Origin of the sequence: Microbacterium sp. MYb64, from assembly GCF_002979495.1 — a bacterium.
GTDB classification, from domain to species: Bacteria; Actinomycetota; Actinomycetes; order Actinomycetales; family Microbacteriaceae; genus Microbacterium; species Microbacterium azadirachtae_A.
This window is the reverse complement of record NZ_PCOW01000003.1, coordinates 229323-251066: the sequence shown is the minus strand read 5'-3', so window position 1 is coordinate 251066 and position 21744 is coordinate 229323. Positions and strand designations below refer to the sequence as shown.

Genomic DNA, 21744 nt, shown 5'->3' with positions numbered 1-21744 from the left:
TGACGGGCTCAGTGCCGTCGGTCTGCGATGTCCAGGCGGAGCGCGACCACCCGGGACGCCGCCTCGCGGAGGCGATCGGCGGGAAGGGCGCCGCTGCGGACCGCCGCGACGAGCCCATCGGCGATCTTCTGCGCGGTGTCGGGTCCCGCGCCGTCGAGGGCGAGCACGAGGTCGCTCCCCGCGACGACCGCCTGCACGGCGTCGGACACCTCGTCCGCGTACGCGGGATCGCCGGAGTCGACCAGCATGTCGAGGTCGTCGGTGACGATGACGCCGCGGAAGCCGAGGTCGTCGCGCAGGATCTGATGCCAACGAGGCGACAGGGACGCCGGCTGCGCGTCCACCGCCGTGTACGCGAGATGCCCCATCATCACGATCGGCGCACCCGCCCTGATCCCAGCCAGGAAAGGCGGAGCCACCTCTGAGCGCCAGGTCTCCAGATCCATCCCCGTGCTCGGGATCATGTGGTGCGAGTCGCCCTCGGCCGCACCGTGTCCCGGGAAGTGCTTGAGGGTCGTGGACACCCAGGACGCCTCCCCGCGCACAGCCGCGTCGACGCGCTCGGCCGCGGCGGCCGGATCCGTGCCGAACGAGCGGTCGTAGATGAACGAGTCCGGCGACGACGCCACATCCGCGACGACGCCGAAGTTGACCGTCACGCCCGATTGCGCGAGCAGCATCCCGCGCCGGGCGAACGCGGCCCTGGTAGCGCCGGCGGGCTGCGCCTTGAGCACGTCCGCTCCCGGCTGATCGTCCCAGGGCAGGCGGACCACGTCGCCGCCCTCCTCGTCGGTCGCGATCAGCGGCGGCAGCGCGGGGTCGATCGTGAGAGCCTCGGACATCGCATGCAGGTCACCCGGGGTGGCGGGCACGTTGGATCCCATCAGGATGAACCCGCCGAACCCACGGCTCATCATCGCGCGCATCGCCACCGGATCCGCACCCGGCGTGTTGCCCATCACCACCGCGGACGCCTGCTGCGCGAGATCCATCTGCGTGACGATCTCCTGCACGCGGGAGCGCGGGGACGCTGTCGGCGCGGGTGCGGGCTCAGCGCTCGGTGTGTGCGCGGAGGGCACGGACGCGCCGGATCCCCCCGCGGACGAGGAGTCCGGTGCACAGGCGGATGCAGCGAGCAGCGTCGAGAGCAGCAGGGCCACCGCGCCCGCACGCCTGCCGACCGCGTGCGACGCGTGGGCTCGCCTCGTGAACACCCGCATGCCTCCAGCCTAGGTCGGCGCGGCTGGGCGTCTCTGCGGCGACGCCGGTCGCCGCTGACCGTTCCGAACCGCGCGGGGCCGCCGCACGTTCTACGATTTCAGGTGATGTCCCCTTCCGAACCCGTCTCCCCCGACGTCGCTCTCGGCGACCTCGGCGCGCTGCTGCTCGATTCCGGCGTGTCCGTGACCGACGTGCGCGGCACGCTCGAGCGCGCCCGCGACGCGACCGCTCCCGGCGCCGACCTCTCTTTCGCCGTGCTCCCCGAGCACGTGTTCGTGAGCCGTCCCGGCATCCCGGGAGCGACCACGATCTCCGCCGGCGGAGGGCCGGGGCTGACCTTCCGCCAGACCGCCCACGCCTCGCGTCTCGCACGGCGGCTCGAGGCGGGACGCGTCACGCTGGACCAGGTTCCGGCGCACATCTCGCACATCCGCGGTCTGCAGCGCCGGCATCCGGTCCTGCAGACCGCGCTCGGCGGCGCGCTCCTGGCGGCGGGACTCGCGATACTGTTCCGCTGCCCGTGGTGGGCGATCGTGCTCGCGCTGCTGGTCGGCGGGCTCGTCGCCGCGATCGTGCTGGCCACGGAGCGGATCCGCGCGGCCGCCGCCGTGGTCCCGTTCGTCGCATCGCTCATCTCGACCCTCGTCGTCGGGGTGGTCGCCGATCGCCTGGATCTGGGCGCCGTGCCGCTCTTCGCGGTGTGCGCCCCTGTCGCGCTGCTCGTGCCGGGCGCCCTCATCACGAACGCCCTCCTCGAACTGACCGCGGCCGACATCGTCACCGGCGCATCGCGGCTCGTGTACGGCCTGATCATGCTCACGTTCATGGCCGCGGGGATCTTCACCGGCGCGGCGGCGACCGGCTTGCGCGTGGATCCGCGTTCCGCGGCCCTCGTCGGTGAGACCTCGCTCGTCACGGGGCACGGCGGGTGGGAGGCGGTACCGCCGCTGGCCTGGAGCTGGGTCGGTGTCGTGGTGCTCGCGATCGGGATCGGGCTGAGCTTCGGATCCGGATTCCGCCTCACGATCGCGACGGTGATCGTGATGATCTGCACCTACGCAGCGCTGATGCTGCTGAGCCCGTACACCGGCAGCACCGTCGCGACGGGGATCACCGCCGGGCTGCTGTTCCTCGCGGCGCGCGTGCTGGAGAGGATGACGCTCGCGGTCCCCGCGACGGTCTCGTTCCAGCCGGCTTTCCTGCTCCTGGTCCCGGGCACGGTCGGGCTCGTGGCGCTCGCGTCGTTCGACGCCGCCGCGCTCGCGGCCGCCCCGATGATCTTCATCAGCCTGTGCATCGGGACGAAGGTCGGCGCGCTGATCGCCGACGCGCTGCGGATCACGCGGCCCGTCTCCCCGTCCACCGCGACCGGCTCGATCCGCATCATCCGCTGACCCCCGCGCCCTCTTCCTTCTCCTGGCGCACAAGTGCTCCGTTTGGGGCGCACCCCACCGTTTTGGGGCACGCCACGCCCGGTTTCGACGACGTGGTGCGCCCCAAAACGAGAGAACGCGCCCCGAAGGGTCACGTCGGCCGGATCCGGATCCGACACCGTCCTGACTCAACACCCTGCCGCGCGCGGTCGCTCCGTTTGGGGCGCACCCCCTCGTTTTGGGGCGCACCGCACCCCGATTCCACGTCGTAGCGCGCCCCAAAACCGGAGAACGCGCCCCGAAAGCGGGCGCCCGGAGCCGCGCGGACCCGAGCGGCTCAGCCTGCCTCGACCGCGGCAAGCGCCCGCGCGAGGTAGCGCTGCACGCCGCGCGCCGCGGTGCGGCCGGCCCGGTTCGCGCCGATCGTGCTCGCCGAGGGGCCGTATCCCACGAGCTGGATCCGCGGATCCTTCACCGCCGTCGTTCCGCGACCGTCGCGATCGAGCTGGATCCCGCCGCGCTCGCTGCGCAGGTGCAGCGGGGCGAGGTGCCCGATCGCGGGCCGGAACCCCGTGGCCCATAGGATCGCGTCGACAGGCTCGAAGGAGCCGTCCGCCCAACGGACGCCGTCCGGTTCGATGCGCTCGAACATGGGCCGGCGCGCGTCGTAGACGCCGAGCCGCGCCGCCGCCTGCTCCTGCGGCCGCAGCATCAGGCCGGTCACGCTGACCACACTCTGCGGGGCGAGACCCTGAGCGACGCGCTGTTCGACGAGCGCCACGGCGGCGGCGCCCGCCTCGGGGGTGAAGTCGTCGTCGCGCCAGACGGGCGGACGTCGCGTGACCCACACGACGCCAGCGATCGGTGCGAGCGCACCCAGGAACTGCACGGCCGACGCCCCGCCGCCGACCACGAGCACGCGCTTGCCTCGGAGGTGCTCAGGTCCCGGGTAGTCGACCGTGTGGAACTGCTCCCCGAGGAAGGTCTCCATACCCGGGTAATGCGGCAGGAACGGCTGCGTCCACGTGCCCGTGGCGTTGATGAGGGTGCGGGTGCGCCAGCTCCGATCGCCCGCGTGCACGACGAGGATCCCTTCGTCGTCGGTCACCCGGTCGACGTGGACAGGCCGGATCACCGGCAGCTCATGGGCGCGCTCGTAGCCGGCGAAGTAGGCCGGCACGGCACGGTTCGCCCGCTCCGTCGTGCGCGGAGGCGGAACGGACCCCGGCAGCTCCGCGACGCCGTGCACGTCCTGCATCGTGAGCGCGTCCCAGCGGTGCTGCCACGCGCCGCCCGGCGCATCGTCCGCGTCTAGGACCACATGCGCGATGCCGAGCCGGCGCAGATGGTGCGAGCTCGACAGGCCGGCCTGGCCCGCGCCGATCACGATGCTGTCGAGGATGTCCACGGCCGGTGCAACATCTCGAGTGCTCCCGGTGTTCCCCACCTTTCCCGTGTTCCCCGTGCTCCCCGTGCTCGCCGCAACGATCTGCGGACGCCCTCGGGTTTCTTCACCGGAGCGCGTCACTATCGGCCGGTTGCCGACTCTCTACATCGACGACCCCTCACCGGGTCGGATGATCGGCTCGCGGTGGGCCGATGCACGAGTGAGGATGACATGCGCAACCCGGAGACGCCACCCGAAGGATCCACCCCCGATTCGGAGGAGGTGGGCGAGCGCACGCTCGACCGCAGAAGAGTCCGGCCCAGCGCTGCGTGGAACCTGACCGTCATCACCGCGATCGCCGCCGCCGACGATGCCGCCGCGGCCGCCGCGGCAGTCCCCGCCGCACTGGCGGAACCAGAGGATGAGAGGCCGCGCTGCGCTCCCCACGACGTCCGCCCGCATGACCACCCGCGCCGGAATCTGCGCAAAGGATCGGCCCCTGCCCGCGGCTAGACGTCAGGGAAGCACGACGCGCAGTTCCAACGAGAGTCCCAGGACGCTGATCTGGGACGTCGCGACGAGCTGCGCACTCGTCGGCGGCAGGTCGACGACGGGCAGCGACGCGTCCGGGAGAGTCATCGACCACAGTTCCGCAACACCATCCGGAGGCACCTGCACGGCGGGAACCGGAGGCACCGGCACGGCGGGAACCGGAGGCGCCGGCACGACGACATCCGGAGGCACCGGCGCGGCGGGAACCGTAGGCACCGGCACGACGACATCCGGAGGGAGCGGTACGGCAGGATCCGGAATCACGGCCGCAACGGGATCCGGAGTCACCGCGGAGAGATCCGGAGCCACCGGAGCAGGATCCGGTGCCGCCTCCACCGGAGGATCCGGCGCGGGCGCAACGGGCTCGGGCACCTCGGTCCGAGCTGCCTCCGCGTCCGCGGAGGGGCCCGGAGACGGCGTCGCTGTCGCCGTCGGGGCGCGGAGGGCCTCCGCCGGCGGCGCGACCGCAGGCGCGACGGTGAGCAGCGCCGTCGCCACGAGACCGCCGACCGTGGCGGCGGTGACGCCGCCCGCGAACAGCCAGGCCAGTACACCCGCGCCCGCCGTGGTCGTGGCCGCGGCGGCCGTCCCGGCGCTCAGCGACGCGGTGACCGGCACTCCCGCTCCGACCGTCCCGAGCAGCACCGCCGACAGCGCCCCGCCCTGTGCCCGGGCGACGGAGGCATGCATGCCGCGCAGCAGGTCCGTGCAGAGCATGCAGGTCACGAGGTGCGCGGCGACCTCCGCGGCGAGAGCCGCATTCCGGGGGTGCGCCAGGTGCTGCGGCAGCAGACGGGCGACGTGTGCGGCATCGCCGCGAAGTCCCGTCGGAACCTGCCGGACCAGCCATTGATACTTCATGCCCGCGCGGGCACGACGTTGCAGCGCCGACACCGCATTCGGTCTGATGCCCAGCTCGCGCGCGATCGCGGGACGCCCCGCCTGATCCACCTCTGAGAGCCAGAGCACCCGCTGCCAGCGGTCGGGAAGCGCTCCGAACGCGGCGAGGACATCCGCCGCACCGGACTCCCGTTCGACGTGGCGGAGGCCATCGCGAGGATCCACCTGATCGATGTCCTCGGTGTCGAGCATCCGACCGGCGTCCGCATGCCATCGGGCGGAGGTGTTGCGGATCACCGTCTTCAAGTAGGCACGGAAAGACGAATCCGGCCCGTTGTCCCGCGTTCGCAGCTGCTGGTAGATCGCGAGGAACGACTCCGAGACGAGATCCTCCGCCCGCGACCAGTAGAGGCGCCGGGCGTACCGGAGAGCGGAGTCGTAGTGACGGTGCCACAGGAGCTCCCAGGCGCCACCGTCGCCGCCTCGCACCGCGCGGAGCAGCTGCGCATCGCTGCGGTCGTCGTGCATGCTCGCTCCCCCCGCAAGACGTCGGACCAATATATTCAGTCTGTCATCCCGACGCCGGATCCCGGCGAGCGGATGCCTCCCGCATCCGATCCGCACCCCTGACCGTGCTCAGGCGACACCGGGCGCAGTCATAGCCGAGCCTCAGCCCACCGACCTACGCTCGCCGGATGGCGACGCGGAACGGCGGCAGACGACATCGCAGGCGGACGGCTGCAGAGCGCGGATATCGGACGCCGTGGATCCTCCGAGATGTCTACGGAGCGCCGGTGTGGAGCATGCTCGCGGTCGCGCTGGTGATCATCGGCGTGCTCGTCCTCTATCTGTCGACGCGGTAGCCCCGCGCTCCGAGCAGACCGGCCAGGCGCTACCCGAGAGACAGCAGCTCTCGCTCCGCCGTCTGCTCCGCGAGGTCGCAGGCGTAGGTGCGACGGTACGCGCTCGGCGCGATCCCGACCTCCCGCGTGAAGTGGTGCCGGAACAGCGTCGCACTGCCGAATCCGCAGGTGGTCGCGATCTCCTCGATCGATGCATCGGTCGTCTCGAGGGCGAGCCGCGCATGCAGCACCCGCTGAGCGGTGAGCCACTGCATCGGCGTCACCCCGGTCTCCGCGACGAACCTCCGCGCGAACGTGCGGGTGGACATGTGCGCACGCTGTGCGAGCGACGCGACGGAATGCGCGGCGCCGAGACGATCGCCCAGGTACGCCAGGACGTCGCCCATGGCATCCGAATCGGCCTGCGGGACCGGGCGCTCGATGTACTGACGCTGCCCGCCGTCGCGCTGCGGCGGCACCACCATGTTCCGGGCGATGACGTTGGCGATCGCGCTGCCGAGCTCACGGCGCACGAGGTGCAGACTCGCGTCGATGCCCGCCGCGGTGCCGGCGCTCGTGATCAGATCGCCGTCGTCCACGAACAGCACGTCCGGATCGATACGGGCCGTCGGGTAGCGCCGCTGCAGTTCCTCGGCATAGCGCCAGTGCGTCGTGCACGGCCTCCCGTCGAGCAGACCCGCGGCTCCCAGGATGAACGCCCCGGAGCAAGCGCTCAGCAGGATCGCCCCGCGATCCGCGGCGCGGCGCAGCGCATCCAGCAGCTCGGCCGGGTACTCCTCGGCGGGACGGACGCGTGCCGCCGGCACCGCGATCACGTCGGCATGTTCCATCGCCTCGAGCCCGTAGGCGGGGATCACCTGCGCCCCGACCTCGGTGCTCACGGCTCGCCCGGCCTCGAGGCCGCACACGCGGAAGTCGAAGGCGGGGACGTCCGAATAGACGCTCCGATCCAGTCCGAAAACCTCGCTGAGCAGGCCGAACTCGAAGACGGCGAGCCCGTCGATCACGGGAAGGGTGACGCTCTGCAGCATGCTGCGATCATACTGGCTGAATCTTTATGGCGAAAGTCTTTCCGCCATCTGGTGGCAGGATCCTGGTGCTCGTAGCTTTGAAGCCATGACCGAGACCGCTACGACCCCCGCCCCCTTCCGGATCCCCCTGGCCCGCACGGACGCCTCCCCGCGTACCGCTGCGGACACCGCGCCGTCGCCGCAGCGACGCGCGCGTCTCGCGATGCCGACGTGGCTGCCCCGCCGGATCCTGCAGCGCGGCGGCGTGCCTACCCGCGAGGATGCGCGCGCGATGCGCGACCTGCAGGCCGCGCTCGACCGCAGCGACTGGTGACAGGTCGCCTCTGCGCGAGGATCCGCGCCCCGAGGCTCAGCGAGCCTCGGGCAACGCGACCTTGAGCTTCGCCCAGGATCGCCCCTGGGTGTCCTTCAGGATGTCGTACTCCACGTCGACGTGCGGTTCGATCGCACTGTACTTGTCGTTGGGCGCCCCGATCACGAGCTGGAACCCGAGACCGCGCCATGCGCCGATCGCCCGCTTGGTGAAGTGCGCATCGGCCTTGATGAGGGCCTCGTCCATGAACACCGGGGCGTAGCGCGGGCGCTCGGCTCCGGCATCGCCCAGCTGGTAGCGGAGCGCCGCGCCCACGATGAACGCGATGAGCTCCTGCGACTCGCCGCCGGACTTCTCGCCGATGTGGTCGTAGAGCGCGACGTGCTGCTTGGTGTCGGCGGTGACGCGCTCGGCGCTCACCCGCACGTGGTTGCGCACGTCGATGAGATCGGCGAAGTCCGGCGCGCTGCGCCGCAGGTGCCCGATGAGACGCGACATCCGGCGGTAGGCCTGCTCGCGTTCCTGATCGCTGGACGCGCCCTCGATGAGCCCCCGCACCTCGCGCAGGTCACGCCGGAAGCGCTTGCGCGCCTCGGACTGGCTCTCGCGGGTCGTGATCTGCAGGCGGTGGTGGTCGTCGTAGAACGGCAGGTCCTGCATGATCCGGTTGATCGGCTCGATCCGTTCCCGGATGTCCCGGAGCGCCCGGCCGAGCGTGGAGTCGAGGTTCGTGAGGTCGTTCCCGGAGAGGTGGACGAGGCTGTCCCGCCACTCGCTCTCGAGCTGATGGAGTCCGCTCGTCTCGAGCGCCGCGAGGATGCTCTCGAAGTCGTCGACGTACAGATCCGGATCGGCGACCAGGTTCGGGTTCTCCCAGCGCTCCAGGAATCCGGCCATCAGACGGCGCATGCTCTCGCGCTGTTCGTGGTGAGCCTCGAACGCCGTCGCGCGGTCCTCGTTCAGCCGGTTGCCCGCGGTCTGCAGCGCACCGTCGAAGCGCTCCAGCAGCACCGAGGGCCCGGCCTTTGCCGATGCGGGCGAGGCGAAGCGGTCGTCGAGGTACTGCGCCTGCTCCGCGCCGACGGCGCGATCGGATCCGGTCGCCTCGTCGATCAGCGCCTGACCGGCGTCGACGTCGTCCGTGATCTCGCCCCAGCGCTGCTCGACCTGCTGACGTTCGGCCGTGGCCGCGCCGATCTCCTCGCGGAGTCGTCCCGCCAGCGCCTTGGCCTTCTCGATCTGCGCCGCGATCCCGGCGATGTCCGGGTTCTTCTCCGCGACCTCCGACTCGACGCCGCGCCAGCGCTCCTGCACGGCGACGAGGGCGTCGACGTCGACCTGGTCCCACACGACGTCCACGATCCGCGCGAAGGCCGCGCGCTCGGCGTCGAACCGGTCCAGCGCCGTCTCGGCCGCCGTCACGGCTTCCTCCGCGCGATCGAGGGCGGGTCGCAGCTCCTCGACCGCGGCCTCCAGCTCGCGCAGGCGGGCGCGGTTGGAGAAGCCGAGCACGTTGGCCCTGCCGTGGCCGCCGTGCGCGCCCTGGTCCCCGCGGGAGACCTGGCCCGTGATCGTGAGCGCCTGCTCATGCGCGGCGAGCTCCGCGGAGGAGTTCACGCAGACGAAGCCGAACCGCTCGGCCAGACGCACCTGCAGCCAGCCCGTGAAGGGCGCGTCCGCGTACTCGAGACGTCCCGGCAGGCGGTTCTCCGCTCCCCCGCCGTTCGCGGGGAGACCGGTGTGCACCCCCTGGTACGTGAGGCGACGCGGAGTGCGCACGCCGTCGATCGCGGTGCGGAACCGGTCGAGGTCGGCAACGTCGAGCAGCACGGTCGTGGCGAAGCCGCCGAGGGCGAGGTTGAACGCCTCGCGCCACGGCTCGTACTCCGTGCGGACCTCGATGAGCTCGCCCACGAAGGGCAGCTGGTGCGGTTCGAGCCCCGCCGCCTCGGCGAGCAGCTCCCGGGAACGGTACAGGTCGCCGGGGATGTTGCCCGCGAACGCCGTGGCCTCCTCGGCCGCACGCTCGCGCTGCGCGAGTTCGATCTTGAGGCCGTCCCTGGTGCGACGTGCATCGGCCCACGCCTCGCGCGCGTTGCCCTTGGCGTCCGCGTCGCCGAGCACCGCGCGGGCGCGCCCGACGAGCTTGTCGAACTCCGCCCTGCTGTGCACCTCCGCGCCGAGCGCGCGCAGGTCGTCGTCGAATCTCGCACGAAGGACTCGAGCGTCCTCCAGACGCCGCTCGACACCGCGCAGCTCCCGCTGCGCCGTCTCCAGCCTGTCGCCGCCGCGCTCGCGCAGCAGATCCCGCAGGCCGTCGTGCTCGACCTCCGCGGCCTCCGCCTGCACGCGCTTCTCCCGCACGAGGACGTCGAGCACGCGGGTCCGGTCGCGGAGCTCATCCTCGACCGTGCGGAGCAGGTCCATGCGCCGCTCGGCACGCCAGAGGGAGGCGACGGACGTCGGATCCTCAAACACGCCCACCGCGTCGATGAGCGTCATCCGCCCGGCCGCGGTGTCGATGCGCTGGCGCAGGTCTCGGATCGGCTCGAGGGCGGCGACCTGCTGGCGTGCGACGAGCATGCGCTGCTTCGTGCTCTCGAGTTCATCGAAGTGCACGACCACGGCGTCCGCGGTGCGCATCGTCTCGGGCTCTTCGAGCACCAGGCGCTTGTAGAGGTCGTCGACCGTCGTGATCTGCTGTCCGGCCTGGATACGGGCGAGCAGGCTCATCGCATTCGCGCCGGATCCCGCGGCTCCGATGCCCAGCACGGAGTGCAGCCGTGCCGAGAACTCGCGGTCCGTGCCCACGGGTTCCAGCCCGGCGGCGCGCACGGAGGCGTCGGTGAGGCGCTGCGCGGCCGCACGTTCGAGTGTCGCGAGGTCGAACCCGGTGTTCGCGGTGGCGCGCACGCGCACCGTGTCCTCGAGCACGCGCGCGCCGGCCGGGATGTACCAGGCGCGCACGGCCGTGAAGCGCGAGTCGTCGTGGTCGCGCCACGTCACCGCGATCGCTGTCCAGGTGTCCTCGCCGTCGCCGCGGAGCACCTGCACCTTCGTGCCCTCCTCGGTGCGCGTCTCGTCGAGCTTGCCGCGCCCGTAGGAGAGCACGTTGCGCTGTTCGTCGCCACGAGGGCGCCCGGTGACGCCACCGTTCGACGCGCCGTTGAACGGTGTCGTGTGCGGCATCATGAGCGCGATGTACGCGTCCATGAGCGTCGATTTGCCGGATCCGGATCCGCCGCAGAGCAGGGTCGCGGCAGGAGAGAACCGCACGCGGTGCGGTCCCCCGTCGTAGCCGCCCCAGTTCACCAGCTGCAGATCCTCCGCGACCCACTGCTGGCCGCGGGACGCTTCGGGGATCAGTCCGAAGAGAGTGTCGACCATCGTCATGACAGGGCGTCCTCCAGGGCTTCCTCGGGGGCGTCGGCGTCGAGCGCGACGCCGCCTGCGGCGGCACGTCGTTCGGCGGCGGTGTCGCGCAGCCAGTCGCGCAGCTCAGTGAGCTTCTCCGCGCTCAGCACGACCTCGACGAGAGGACCGATCCGGTAGCGCCCGGTGGTCTCCTCGCTGATGATCCCGTCGTTCGAGAGCTTGCGCATCGCATCGCGCACGGCCTTCTGGCGCCGCGAGATGTCGCCGTCGGCATCGGTGAAGTAGCTGAGCACGGTCTGCTCGACATCCTCGATGTCGATGCGCGGCGCGGCCTCGCCGGCGACGTTCTCCCGTTCGTAGACGGTGCGCAGGTGCACCAGCACCAGGGTCTCGGAGCGGGTGTAGGGCGTATCGCGCAGGAGGATCGGGATATCGAGCTCGTCGATGCGGATCTGCTGCTTGTAAGCGAGGCCGTGCTCGTGATCGACGATCAGCCGGATGTACAGATCGTTGAGGCGCGACTCGATCACCGTCTGGTGGTCGAGCAGGGTGCGCCACTCGGTGCGATTGCGGTCGGCGAGCAGGAAGCGCCGATGCAGGATCAGCGCGAGCGTGCGCCGCACCTCGGGATCGAGCACCCCACGGTCGCCGGGGAACAGCTCGGCGAGGTCGTCCTCCATCGCGACGGGCTCGATGAACCCCGAGGTCTCTGTGGCATCCGAGGTCTCGGCGGCATCGGAGGTCTCTGCAACATCGGAGGTCATCGTTCCTCTTCCTTCCTCGCATGGGCGGTCACGGATCCGAAGGCGAATCGGCGCGCGGTGCCGTCGGGGCGCACGGTCTCCACGATCGAGACCCCGTCCGCCTCTGCCAGCCCGTTGCGGTGGGCGATCTCGAGCAGTCCGAGCAGATCGACCGGGCGGCGGGTGCTTTCCGCGACGATCGCCTGGAACGCTTCGCCGAGGTCGAACACGTCGCCGAGTCCTGAGACGTGCGCCTCGAGTTCGGCGTAGTGCGGGCCGCCCCAGGCCCGTGTGTCGGCGTCGACGAACTCGGCGTCCTGACCCTGCGTGACCAGAGCCACCGGCGATCCGGGCGGGCGGATGTCGCCGAGCGATTGGCGCAGGTGGCCGATGCTCGCGACCGGCAGGCGGCGGAGCGGTTCCACCGGGGTCTCGGGGGTCCGCGTCTGCGTCCAGGCCTGCATCCCCGCGATGACGTCGCGCAGCAGCTCATCGACCTGGCGATCGCGCGCGGGGTCGTGCGTGCGCACCTGACCCGCGATGACGTGCGACGCGCGGCGCTGTGCGGTCAAGACCTCCTGCACGCCCAGCTCCATGCGGCGCCCGATCATGTCGAGCTCCGTGCGCTGCGTGCCGTCCAGCAGTTGCGCGAACGGGCGCGAGAGGAGTCCGTGCAGTTGATCCGTGAGCTCGTCGATCCGCTCCGGGTCGCCGATGAGGCGCAGCGCGCCCGCGAACGCCTGCCCCTCGCGCGTGGACTGCATAACCTGCTGGCCGCGCAGCAGATATTCGCGCAGCACCTCCCCTGTCGGGCGCTCGTCGCGACGGAGGTCGCGGATCACATCGCGCTGCATCGCCTTGATCGACTCCGCGACGCGCGTGAAGTCCGCCGGCAGCCCTCGCGAGAGGTGCAGCACGTTCTCGGCCTCTTCGAGCAGTTCGTCCTCCGGCACCGGATCGGCCGCCCCGCTCTCGAGCGCCGTGATCTGGGCGTCGAGCGCCGCCCGCTCCGCGCGCAAGCGCCTCAGCCGTCGCGCCGGGTCGTCGTCCGCGTTCCCCGCGAGGCGCTCCACGGCCTCGAGCAGGGTGCGCACCCGGGAGTTGGAGACGCGCGCGCCGCCCCCGGTGAGGTCGGCGATCTCGAGCGCGCGCACGGCGTGCGCGGTGAGGCGGTAGACCTCGCTCTCGCCCTCGATCTGCTGGCCCAGCCAGCCGACCTTGATCCAGTACCGGCACACCTCACGACCGGTCGTGGCGGGCAGCCGGCGGTCGTCGCGCCCATAGCCCGCCGCGCGGAGCTGATCCAGCATCTCGCCGACCTCGACGTGCGCATCGGCGATGGCCACTGTCGGCCGGTCGGCAGAGAACATCTGGCTCAGCACGGCGACGACGAAGGGCGCGTACCGGCCGTGCAGCAGATCGAGCGTCGGCGTCTTGAACGCCGCGAGAGCGCGCAGATAGGCGCCCTCTGCCCTGCTTCCGGTCACGATCGCTCCCTACAGCTGTGGAACGCGCCGTTCCCAAAGGCCTCAGCTTATCAATGCCGGTCGCCGCGTGACGTCGTACCCGGGCGCCTCAGCTCATCGCCGTGATCACGGCGGCAGCCACCAGCCCCAGAACGATGACGAGGGCCCCGATGGCGAAGCCGCGGCCCGACCGGGGCACTGCGAAGAGAGCGTCGCGCTCGACGCTGCGGCTCCTCCATCCCGATGCCGTCCCGGCCGGCACCGGCGCCTCCGGCCGCGAGAAGAGCGAGACGAGACGATCGATGTCGCCGACCCAGCGCCAGAACACGGGGTCAGTGAACGGGAGTGCCTTGCGGGCGATGATGTGGATCCGGCCGCCGTCCACCTCGATGTCGCACTTCCCGGCGACCTCGAGCAGAGCGTCGCGCACCTGCGGTGTCAGCTGTCTCCGCACGGCATCGTCGTCCTGGGGCTCGCAGTAGACCCGGACCCGCTCGTCGAAGTCCTCGTTGATGCTGACCTGATGCTGCGTGCTGCCGCGGGTCGACGGCTGGCTCCAGACGTCGCCGAGCTTCGTGGCCATGGTCATCGACGGCGCTGCGCCCCGGAGATCCAGCGCGACGTAGCTCGAACTGTGCGCGACCGTCGAGCGCCCCATGCTCCGCACGTAGTAGTAGGTGCCCGCTTCGAGCCCGGATCTCTCAGGCGCGCGCAGCAGATCCCTGATCGCGAGCGGCCCGCCGGTGCGGAATCGGGCGACGGGATGCTCTACCGCAGGCTCGGCGGCGACGTGACTCATCCGGTTGTCTGCGGCGAAGCGCGTGAGCCGGTAGGTGCGCTCGTCGAGCTCCCGGCGGCGGGATCCGAACGCTCTGATCTGCGCGATCGCGGCGAACGGTGAGACCATGAACGCCGCGATGATCCAGGTGAGGGCGTTCATCCCATCCCCGCCGAAGATCAGCTGCACGAACACCACCATGATCGCGGCCAGCACCCCGAACCCGAGAACCTGGATGACGACGCTGATGACGAGTCGTCGCACCGACAGCTCTTCCGCAGCGCTTCCGTGGATCGCGCTCTCCGGCGGGCGGACGGGCGTCGATCGGTCGACCGGTCCCCGCAGGGCGGCGGTGTCGAACTCGAAGGAACTCACGCCATCCATTGGTCCTCCCTCACGAAGATCGCTCAACGGAGCAGTCTGCCATCTCGCCTGCGCAGTGGCCGGCCGAGTCTTCGCGTAGTCGGCACACGCGGTAGCGAGGTCAGAGTCTCACTGAGGTCCAGTCCACTCGCCGTAGCGTTCGGTCATGCCCGTGAGGCCGACGCCCCCTGTCCCCGCATTCGTCACGCCCAGTGGAGCGAGGTCGTCCGCCGCCGCCCTCAGATCGACCACTTCGTGACCGTCGGTCGTGTCCGCTCCGGCCGTGATCTCAATCGCGTTCGGCTCCCACGGCACCGCACCCCAGATCGCTTCGACGACCGCATCGAGTTCGTCTGCGGAGAACGGTTCTCCGCTATCTGTGACGAGCGACAGGTCGAGCCGGTAAGCGAACCCGTTGAGCGATTTTCCGAGGTCTTCCACTGCCAGCACTCTGGGAGACGCGGCCACGACAGCCTCAGCGATGCTCCCATAGCCGGTCGTTTCACCGGCGCGGTGGTCGATCTCCGAGGCGATGACGGAGCAGCCTGTCGCCGCTCCGCACAGCAGCACGCTCGCGAGCGCGACCGCGATCGCCCTCTGACCCATGTTTATCGATCGCATCCGTCCACGATCCCACAGCTCGCGGAATCTCGGCCCGATGGCGAGCGGCACTGAGACCCGCGAACGCAGCGCGTTCAGTAGCGTGCGTCGCATCTCGGGAACAGAGTGTTTCCCACCCCATCCGAATACACGAAAACCCCTGGGTGACCAGGGGTTTTTCGTGGACCTGAGGGGACTCGAACCCCTGACCCCCTGCATGCCATGCAGGTGCGCTACCAGCTGCGCCACAGGCCCAGACGCTGTTCGCGGCTTCCCGCGACAACTCATTCAGCCTACAACATGGCCGTCTCACTACGCCAATCGTGACGCCTGATACGCGCCGCCGGGCGTGTCATCCCCTCCCCTGGTCACGCGGCCGGCAATGCGCTGAAGGCGTCGCGGATCGCGAGCACCAGCTGGCGGACCGCGGTGGACGGCCCGCGCGTCGACCCCTCGGCCGAGGTCGCCACGAGGATGGAGCGCACGAACGACGGATCCGCGATCGGTCGCAGGACGATCCCGGGATGGGATCCGCCGACCGCGAGGCTCGGCAGCAGGCCCACCGCGAGACGGGCGGCGATCATCCCCAGCATCACCTGGAAGTCGTCGGTGCGGATCGCGACGTCGAGCGCGTGCCCTCTGGCGGCGAAGGCGTCGATCACGATCGTGTCCATCGGATCGTTCCCCGCTGCGGCGAAGAGCCAGCGCTCCTGCCACAGCGTGAGCAGCGTCGGCACGTCGATGGGCCTCGGCGTCGCGAGCGGATGCCCGACGGGCAGCGCCAGCAGGAGCGGATCGCGGTGCACCTCCCTCGTGGCGACGTGCGCACGGAACGGCAGCTCGTACCCCGGCACGGTATAGACCAGCGCGGCATCCAGGCCTCCGCGGTTGATCCGGTCCACGAGCGTCGGCACCTCCTCGAGCATCGCGTCGATCTCGATGCCGAGATCGTCGACGCGCGTCACGACCGACGGCAGGATCTTCGCCGCCGCCGTGGGGAAGGTCCCGAAGCGCAGTCGCACCCGCCCCATCGACGTCAGCTCCCTCGCGTCGCGGATCGCGCGTTCGCCCAGGGTCAGGATCTCCTGAGCCCGCTCCAGCAGCAGCGATCCGACCGGGGTGAGCCTGCTGCCCCGCGACGAGCGGATCAGCACGGGAGAGCCGACGAGGCGCTCGAGGTTCTTGAGGTGGTAATCGACGGTCGGCTGCCCCCAGCCCAGCCGTCGCGCAGCCGCAGTCACCGACCCCTCGGCATGCACCGCGCGGAGCGCTTCCAGCTGACGCAGATCGAGCATGGAAACCAACCTCCTATGTCGGCAGACACCGGTTGCTGGCATGCCGTCACATACAGGATATGTGGGGCAGGAGAATTTCCGGGGATTCCTCCTTCGCCCGAAAGGTCGCACCATGGACCAATGCCGTTCCCCGAGTCCCTCACCCTCGACCCGTCCCCCGCCGCATCGTCCGGCTCGCCGATCGTGGATCCCCGCCACCGCGAGACCCCGTATGCCGACGCTCTGGAGCGGCACGCGGAGCGCGCGCCGATCCAGCTGATGGTCCCGGGACACGGCGGCACCGGCCGCGGACTGAGCGCCCGGCTCGCGGAGTTCCTCGGCGAGCGCGTGCTGCAGCTCGACGTGCCCATGCTGCTGGAGCGCATCGATCTCGGCGAGGACTCGCCGCTCTCCCAGGCGCTCGACCTGGCCGCCGATGCCTGGGGTGCACGCCGCACCTGGTTCCTCACCGGAGGCGCGTCTCAGGCCAACCGCGTCGCCGCTCTCGCGGTGCGCGGGCTCGGCCCGGGGATCCTCTCCCAGCGCAGCGCCCACTCCAGCTTCAGCGACGGCGTCCTCACCGCGGGACTCACCCCGTCGTTCGTGCTGCCCTCGGTCGACGCCCGGCACGGCATCGCCCACGGCGTCTCCCCGGCGGCCCTCGACGAGGCGATGACCTCCGCCGCGCGCGACGGGCACGCCGCGAGCGCCGTGTACATCGTCTCGCCCAGCTACTTCGGCGCGGTCGCCGACATCGCCGGCCTCGCCGAGGTCGCCCATGCGCACGGCGCTCCGCTCATCGTGGACGGCGCCTGGGGCCCCCACTTCGGGTTCCACCCCGATCTGCCGGAGTCGCCCACGCGACTCGGCGCCGACCTCGTCGTCTCGAGCACGCACAAACTCGCCGGCTCCCTGACCCAGTCGGCGATGCTGCACCTCGGGGACGGCCCGTTCGCCGATCGTCTGGAGCCGCTGGTCGAGCGCGCGGTCACGCTCACCGCCTCGACCTCGTCCTCCGCGCTGCTGCAGGCGTCGCTGGACATCGCCCGCCACTCTCTGATGACGGGCGAGCACCACATCGGGCAGTCGATCGCGGCAGCGGAGTCGTTCCGCGACGCGCTGCGCGAGGACCCGCGCTTCGCCGTCCTCAGCGACGGCTTCGATGCGTTCGAGGACATCGTCGCCGTTGACCCGCTGCGGGTTCCCATCGACGTCTCCGCCACCGGCGTGAGCGGTCACTGGCTGCGTCAGCGACTCATCGAGCGCGACGGCATCTACTTCGAGATGTCCACCGCCACCTCCCTCGTCGCCCTCATCGGCGCGGGAACGACGCCGGATCTCGCGACCGCGCACCGCGCGCTCGTCGCCGCCGTCGACTCGGCGGACGCTCACGCCGAGCGCACCGCGGGCGACGCGGCCGGCTTCCCGGCGCTCCCGCCGTCCGGACCGCTGCGGATCCTGCCGCGCGACGCATTCTTCTCCGCCACCGAGCTCGTGCCTGCCGCGGAAGCGGTCGGCCGCATCTCCGCAGACACCCTCGCCGCCTATCCGCCCGGGATCCCGAACGTCATCCCCGGCGAGCAGATCACGGCGGAGACCGTCGCGTTCCTGCAGGCGGTCGCGGTGTCCCCCAGCGGGTACGTCCGCGGTGCCGTGGACGCGCAGGTGTCGCGCTTCCGGGTGACGAGAGAAGTCTGAACAAAGGTTCCCGCGGCGCACCGCGTCGCGGGTCGGCCCCACCATTCGAAGGAGATTGGTCCATGCCCACCATCGCCCAGCAGTTGCTGCGCCGGAAACCCACCGCGCCGGTCGCGACCGGGGAGGTGCACCTGAAACGGAGCATCGGCCTGTTCTCGCTGACCATGATCGGCGTCGGCGGAACGCTCGGCACCGGCATCTTCTTCATCCTGTCGCAGGCCGTGCCGATCGCCGGTCCCGCCGTGATCTGGTCCTTCGTGATCGGCGGCGTCGTCGCCGGGCTCACCGCGCTCTGCTACGCGGAGATGGCCGGTGCGGTGCCGGTGTCGGGATCCACCTATTCCTATGCCTACGCGACCCTCGGCGAGGGCACCGCGATGGCGGTCGGCGCCTGCCTGCTGCTGGAGTACGGCGTCTCGACCGCGGCGGTCGCCGTCGGGTGGTCCCAGTACGTCAACCAGCTGCTGCAGAACCTGTTCGGCTGGCAGATCCCGGTCCAGCTGTCTCAGGCGCCCGAGCAGGGCGGCATCGTGAACATCCCCGCCGTGATCGTGATCGTGCTCTGCGCGCTGCTGCTCATGCGCGGCGCCCGCGAGTCCACGCTCGTGAACAGCATCATGGTGGTCATCAAGATCTCTGTCGTGCTGTTCTTCTGCGCGGTCGCGTTCACCGGCTGGAACACCGACCATTTCCACAACTTCGCCCCCGCCGGCCTCGCGGGCGTCGTCGGCGGAGCCGGAATCATCTTCTTCTCGTTCGTCGGACTCGACGCGGTCTCCACCGCCGGTGACGAGGCGAAGAACCCGAAGCGCAACCTGCCGCTCGCGATCATGTTCGCGCTCGGGATCATCATCACGCTGTACGTGCTCACCTGTCTCGCGGCGCTCGGCGCCCAGGCGCCTGAGAAGTTCAAGAACCAGGACGCCGGCCTCGCCGCGATCCTGCAGAACATCATCGGATCCACCTGGCCCGGCACCGTCGTCGCGATCGGGGCGATCATCTCGATCTTCTCTGTGACGCTGGTCTGCCTGTACGGGCAGACGCGCATCCTGTTCGCGATGTCCCGCGACGGGATGATCCCGCGGGTCTTCGCGAAGGTCAACCCGCGCACGATGACGCCGATCCCCAACACGGTCATCGTCATGATCGCCACCGGCGTCCTCGCGGCGGTCGTCCCGATCGACTTCCTCGCGGAGATGACGAGCATCGGCACGCTCGTGGCGTTCCTGGTGGTGTCCCTCGGCGTGATCATCCTGCGTGTCCGCGAGCCCGAGCTGGAGCGGGGCTTCCGCCTCCCGCTGGGCTGGACGATCCCGATCCTGTCGATCCTCGGCTGCATCGCGATCATCACCCAGCTGCGCCTGGTCACGATCCTGGTGTTCCTGGCCTGGACCGCCGTCTTCCTCGTCTTCTACTGGTTCTACGGCCGTCGCCACTCCGCGCTCCAGGTCGGGCACCCCGTGATCGAGGCCGAGGCGCCGTACACGACCAACGTCGCGCAGCCCAGCACCGGAGCCGTACGAGAGGCGGCCGAGGCCCGCCGCAAGGCGGACCGGACATGAGCCTCGTCGTCGGGCTGGATCCGGCGCACCGCTCCACGGCGGTGCTGCATCTCGCAGCGATGCTGGCCCGCTCCGCCGACACCGACCTCGTGGTCGCCACGGTGCTTCCGCAGACGTGGCCGTTGGCCGCGGGCAGCGCCGACGCGGAATGGCGCGGCTACACGCGCGACACCGCGAATCTCGTGCTCGATCATGCCGCCGCCGTGCTGGGCGGCAGCGTCCGCGCGGAGTACCTCGTGCACGAGGCGTCGTCGGCACGGCGCGGGCTCGCCGAGCTCGCGGTCGACCGCGGCGCCGCCCTCATCGTGATCGGCTCGTCCTCCGCCGCTCCCGTCGGCCGGATCGCTCTGGGGTCGGAGAGCGACGCTCTGCTGCATGCCTCGCCCGTGCCGGTCGCGATCGCACCCCGCGGTTTCCGCGCCGCCGAGGACGCCCGCGTGGGCCGTGTGACCGCGGCGTTCCGCGGGACCGACTCCTCGGGCGACCTCGTGCTCGGCGCGGCCGGCGTCGCCGCCGCGGTGGGCGCCGATCTGCGTATCGCCTCGTTCGCCGTCGTCCCCCCGGAGTCCGGGACCTCGGGAGCGGGTCTCGACGCCGAGAAGCGCATCGCCCGGCAGTGGGCCGAGGACATCGCGCATCAGGCGAGCGGCCTGCTCGCTCAGGTGTCACGACTCGAGGAGGCGCCTCGGATCGCAGGCACCGAGATCGGCGTGGGCGATAACTGGGATGCGGCGATGACACAGGTCGAGTGGCGCGCCGATGAGGTGCTCGTGGTGGGCTCGAGCACGCTCGGGCCGATCGCCCGGGTCTTCCTGGGCTCGCATGCGGCGAAGGTCGTGCGCCACTCCCCTGTTCCGGTGGTCGTGGTGCCCCGTGGCGCCGCGGTCCCCGACCTCGACTGACCCATGGGTGCGGCGGATCCCCGATCCTCCGCACGGCAGGGGCCGCGGCTCTCGAGCCGCGGCCCCTGCGTAGACTCCGAACCGAACGAAGGGCCAACCCCATGTCGCACCCCCTGCTCGAGCTCCTCCCCGTCGGCACCGAGGTCGATGCCGACGGCACCCTGCGGATCGGAGGATGCCGCGTCGACGATCTCGCCCGGGACTTCGGCACACCGGCGATCATCGTGGACGAGGCCGCGCTGCGCGCCCGCGCGCAGGAGTACCGCACTGCTCTGACCTCGCGCCGGCCGAACGCCCGCGTGGTGTTCGCGTCGAAGGCGTTCCCGGCCACGGCCGTGCAGCGGGTCATGGTCGAGGAGGGCATCGGGCTGGACGTCGCGGGCGAAGGTGAGATCCTCAGCGCGCTGCGCGCCGGCATCGACCCCTCGCTGCTGGTCATGCACGGCAACGCGAAGACGACCGAGGAGCTGCGGATCGCGGTCGACGCGGGTGTCGGCCTGGTCGTCGTCGACAACGCCGACGACGTGGACCGCCTGGAGCAGCTGGTGCCAGAGGGACGCGACCAGGACGTGCTCGTGCGCGTGATCCCCGAGGTGGAGTCCTCCACGCATCCGCACGTGCAGACGGGACAGGTGGGATCCAAGTTCGGCCTCACCGCGGCCGCCGCGAAGGCCCTCATCGCCCGGATCGAGGCGAGCCCGCGGTTGCGGATGCGCGGTGTGCACGCCCACGTCGGCTCGCAGATCATGGATCCGGCCGAGCTCGCCGCCGCGGTCGCGCCCCTCGCCGCGCTCGGCACCTTCCCCGTCTACGACCTCGGCGGCGGGCTGGGAGCGCGCTACACGTACGACGAGCACCCCGCCTCGGTCGACGCCTACATCGAGGCGCTGCTCGCCGCGGCGGCGGAGCACCTCCCCGCCGAGGCCGAGATCATCATCGAGCCCGGACGCAGCATGGTGAACGCCTCGGCGCTGACCCTGTACACCGTGACCACGGTGAAGCGCGACGCCCGCACGTTCGTGGCGGTCGACGGCGGGATGGGCGACAACCTCGAGGTCGCGCTCTTCCAGCAGCGCTACGAGGCCGCGCTCGCTCAGCGCCTGCACGAGGACGCCGTGGAGGACGTGGTCGTGGTCGGTCGGCACTGCGAGTCCGGCGACGTCCTCATCGATCCCCTGCGCCTCCCCGAGGTCCGCGTCGGCGACCTGCTCGCGGTGCCCGCGACGGGCGCCTACACGCACACCATGGCGAACAACTACAACGGCTACCGCCGCCCGCCCGTGGTGTTCGTCCGCGATAGCGCGGCCAGGGCGGTGATCCGCCGCGAGACCTGGGACGACCTGTTCGCCCGAGACCTCTGAGCGCGAGGGCGACGGGCCCGCTCACCCCACGGCAGAATGGCG

General features: G+C 70.9%; 17 protein-coding genes and 1 tRNA gene. 7 read left to right on the top strand and 11 right to left on the bottom strand.

What is annotated here, in order from left to right:
* Nucleotides 1-8 precede the first annotated feature (8 nt).
* Nucleotides 9-1220: a glycoside hydrolase family 3 N-terminal domain-containing protein gene (locus CQ044_RS05085; RefSeq protein ID WP_105687300.1), complete on the bottom strand. Its 1212-nt coding sequence runs from the start codon at nucleotides 1218-1220 to the stop codon at nucleotides 9-11.
* 105 nt (nucleotides 1221-1325) lie between these two features.
* Between CQ044_RS05085 and CQ044_RS05080 the strand changes: the two genes are divergently transcribed.
* Nucleotides 1326-2615 (top strand): threonine/serine exporter family protein, encoded by a 1290-nt coding sequence (locus CQ044_RS05080; RefSeq protein WP_105687298.1) that lies wholly within the window; start codon nucleotides 1326-1328, stop codon nucleotides 2613-2615.
* Between the two features lie 316 nt (nucleotides 2616-2931).
* On the opposite strand, the gene CQ044_RS05075 is transcribed toward CQ044_RS05080, so the two are convergent.
* On the bottom strand, nucleotides 2932-4002 hold the full coding sequence (locus CQ044_RS05075; RefSeq protein WP_105687297.1) for an NAD(P)/FAD-dependent oxidoreductase: 1071 nt from the start codon (nucleotides 4000-4002) through the stop codon (nucleotides 2932-2934).
* Nucleotides 4003-4497: 495 nt separating this feature from the next.
* Nucleotides 4498-5901, bottom strand: coding sequence for an RNA polymerase sigma factor (locus CQ044_RS05065; RefSeq protein WP_105687294.1), 1404 nt, complete (start codon nucleotides 5899-5901; stop codon nucleotides 4498-4500).
* 167 nt (nucleotides 5902-6068) lie between these two features.
* Between CQ044_RS05065 and CQ044_RS19505 the strand changes: the two genes are divergently transcribed.
* A complete protein-coding gene (locus CQ044_RS19505) occupies nucleotides 6069-6236 on the top strand; it encodes a hypothetical protein (RefSeq protein ID WP_181158180.1) in 168 nt (55 codons plus the stop codon).
* A gap of 29 nt (nucleotides 6237-6265) precedes the next feature.
* On the opposite strand, the gene CQ044_RS05060 is transcribed toward CQ044_RS19505, so the two are convergent.
* On the bottom strand, nucleotides 6266-7267 hold the full coding sequence (locus CQ044_RS05060; protein ID WP_105687292.1) for a helix-turn-helix domain-containing protein: 1002 nt from the start codon (nucleotides 7265-7267) through the stop codon (nucleotides 6266-6268).
* An 85-nt stretch (nucleotides 7268-7352) separates the two neighbouring features.
* Between CQ044_RS05060 and CQ044_RS05055 the strand changes: the two genes are divergently transcribed.
* Nucleotides 7353-7580 carry a hypothetical protein gene (locus CQ044_RS05055; protein WP_105687291.1) on the top strand — a complete coding sequence of 76 codons (228 nt, stop codon included), beginning with the start codon at nucleotides 7353-7355 and terminating at the stop codon, nucleotides 7578-7580.
* A 36-nt stretch (nucleotides 7581-7616) separates the two neighbouring features.
* On the opposite strand, the gene CQ044_RS05050 is transcribed toward CQ044_RS05055, so the two are convergent.
* The 7 genes from CQ044_RS05050 to CQ044_RS05020 form a co-directional block, all read right to left on the bottom strand.
* A complete protein-coding gene (locus CQ044_RS05050; protein ID WP_105687289.1) occupies nucleotides 7617-10973 on the bottom strand; it encodes an ATP-binding protein in 3357 nt (1118 codons plus the stop codon).
* On the bottom strand, nucleotides 10970-11719 hold the full coding sequence (locus tag CQ044_RS05045; RefSeq protein ID WP_105687287.1) for a DUF4194 domain-containing protein: 750 nt from the start codon (nucleotides 11717-11719) through the stop codon (nucleotides 10970-10972). The genes CQ044_RS05050 and CQ044_RS05045 overlap by 4 nt, the downstream gene beginning before the upstream one ends.
* On the bottom strand, nucleotides 11716-13185 hold the full coding sequence (locus CQ044_RS05040; RefSeq protein WP_105687286.1) for a DUF3375 domain-containing protein: 1470 nt from the start codon (nucleotides 13183-13185) through the stop codon (nucleotides 11716-11718). The genes CQ044_RS05045 and CQ044_RS05040 overlap by 4 nt, the downstream gene beginning before the upstream one ends.
* Nucleotides 13186-13273: 88 nt before the next feature.
* On the bottom strand, nucleotides 13274-14317 hold the full coding sequence (locus tag CQ044_RS05035) for a hypothetical protein (protein ID WP_146116737.1): 1044 nt from the start codon (nucleotides 14315-14317) through the stop codon (nucleotides 13274-13276).
* A gap of 117 nt (nucleotides 14318-14434) precedes the next feature.
* Complete coding sequence (locus CQ044_RS05030; RefSeq protein ID WP_146116736.1) at nucleotides 14435-14977, bottom strand: hypothetical protein; 543 nt, start codon at nucleotides 14975-14977, stop codon at nucleotides 14435-14437.
* Between the two features lie 110 nt (nucleotides 14978-15087).
* A tRNA-Ala gene (locus CQ044_RS05025) sits at nucleotides 15088-15160 on the bottom strand.
* Between the two features lie 113 nt (nucleotides 15161-15273).
* The gene (locus CQ044_RS05020; RefSeq protein ID WP_105687281.1) at nucleotides 15274-16200 is read right to left on the bottom strand and encodes a LysR family transcriptional regulator; all 927 of its coding nucleotides are present in this window, start codon (nucleotides 16198-16200) and stop codon (nucleotides 15274-15276) included.
* Between the two features lie 120 nt (nucleotides 16201-16320).
* Here CQ044_RS05020 and CQ044_RS05015 point away from each other — a divergent pair, with 120 nt between their 5' ends.
* From CQ044_RS05015 to lysA, 4 genes are all read left to right on the top strand, one after another.
* A complete protein-coding gene (locus tag CQ044_RS05015; protein WP_105687279.1) occupies nucleotides 16321-17877 on the top strand; it encodes an aminotransferase class I/II-fold pyridoxal phosphate-dependent enzyme in 1557 nt (518 codons plus the stop codon).
* 62 nt (nucleotides 17878-17939) lie between these two features.
* Complete coding sequence (locus CQ044_RS05010; protein ID WP_105687278.1) at nucleotides 17940-19439, top strand: amino acid permease; 1500 nt, start codon at nucleotides 17940-17942, stop codon at nucleotides 19437-19439.
* Nucleotides 19436-20341, top strand: a complete 906-nt coding sequence (locus CQ044_RS05005; RefSeq protein ID WP_105687276.1) for a universal stress protein — start codon at nucleotides 19436-19438, stop codon at nucleotides 20339-20341. The genes CQ044_RS05010 and CQ044_RS05005 overlap by 4 nt, the downstream gene beginning before the upstream one ends.
* A 101-nt stretch (nucleotides 20342-20442) precedes the next feature.
* Nucleotides 20443-21702 (top strand): diaminopimelate decarboxylase, encoded by a 1260-nt coding sequence (gene lysA, locus CQ044_RS05000; RefSeq protein ID WP_105687274.1) that lies wholly within the window; start codon nucleotides 20443-20445, stop codon nucleotides 21700-21702.
* Nucleotides 21703-21744 lie beyond the last annotated feature (42 nt).

Bases quoted from the DNA above. Each gene is read 5' to 3' on its own strand.
- CQ044_RS05015 (WP_105687279.1), top strand. From the start codon at position 16,321: ATGCCGTTCCCCGAGTCCCTCACCCTCGACCCGTCCCCCGCCGCATCG.
- CQ044_RS05080 (WP_105687298.1), top strand. From the start codon at position 1,326: ATGTCCCCTTCCGAACCCGTCTCCCCCGACGTCGCTCTCGGCGACCTC.
- CQ044_RS05085 (WP_105687300.1), bottom strand. From the start codon at position 1,220: ATGCGGGTGTTCACGAGGCGAGCCCACGCGTCGCACGCGGTCGGCAGG.
- CQ044_RS05055 (WP_105687291.1), top strand. From the start codon at position 7,353: ATGACCGAGACCGCTACGACCCCCGCCCCCTTCCGGATCCCCCTGGCC.
- CQ044_RS05020 (WP_105687281.1), bottom strand. From the start codon at position 16,200: ATGCTCGATCTGCGTCAGCTGGAAGCGCTCCGCGCGGTGCATGCCGAG.
- CQ044_RS05065 (WP_105687294.1), bottom strand. From the start codon at position 5,901: ATGCACGACGACCGCAGCGATGCGCAGCTGCTCCGCGCGGTGCGAGGC.
- CQ044_RS05005 (WP_105687276.1), top strand. From the start codon at position 19,436: ATGAGCCTCGTCGTCGGGCTGGATCCGGCGCACCGCTCCACGGCGGTG.
- CQ044_RS05060 (WP_105687292.1), bottom strand. From the start codon at position 7,267: ATGCTGCAGAGCGTCACCCTTCCCGTGATCGACGGGCTCGCCGTCTTC.
- CQ044_RS05010 (WP_105687278.1), top strand. From the start codon at position 17,940: ATGCCCACCATCGCCCAGCAGTTGCTGCGCCGGAAACCCACCGCGCCG.
- lysA (WP_105687274.1), top strand. From the start codon at position 20,443: ATGTCGCACCCCCTGCTCGAGCTCCTCCCCGTCGGCACCGAGGTCGAT.
- CQ044_RS19505 (WP_181158180.1), top strand. From the start codon at position 6,069: ATGGCGACGCGGAACGGCGGCAGACGACATCGCAGGCGGACGGCTGCA.
- CQ044_RS05045 (WP_105687287.1), bottom strand. From the start codon at position 11,719: ATGACCTCCGATGTTGCAGAGACCTCCGATGCCGCCGAGACCTCGGAT.
- CQ044_RS05050 (WP_105687289.1), bottom strand. From the start codon at position 10,973: ATGACGATGGTCGACACTCTCTTCGGACTGATCCCCGAAGCGTCCCGC.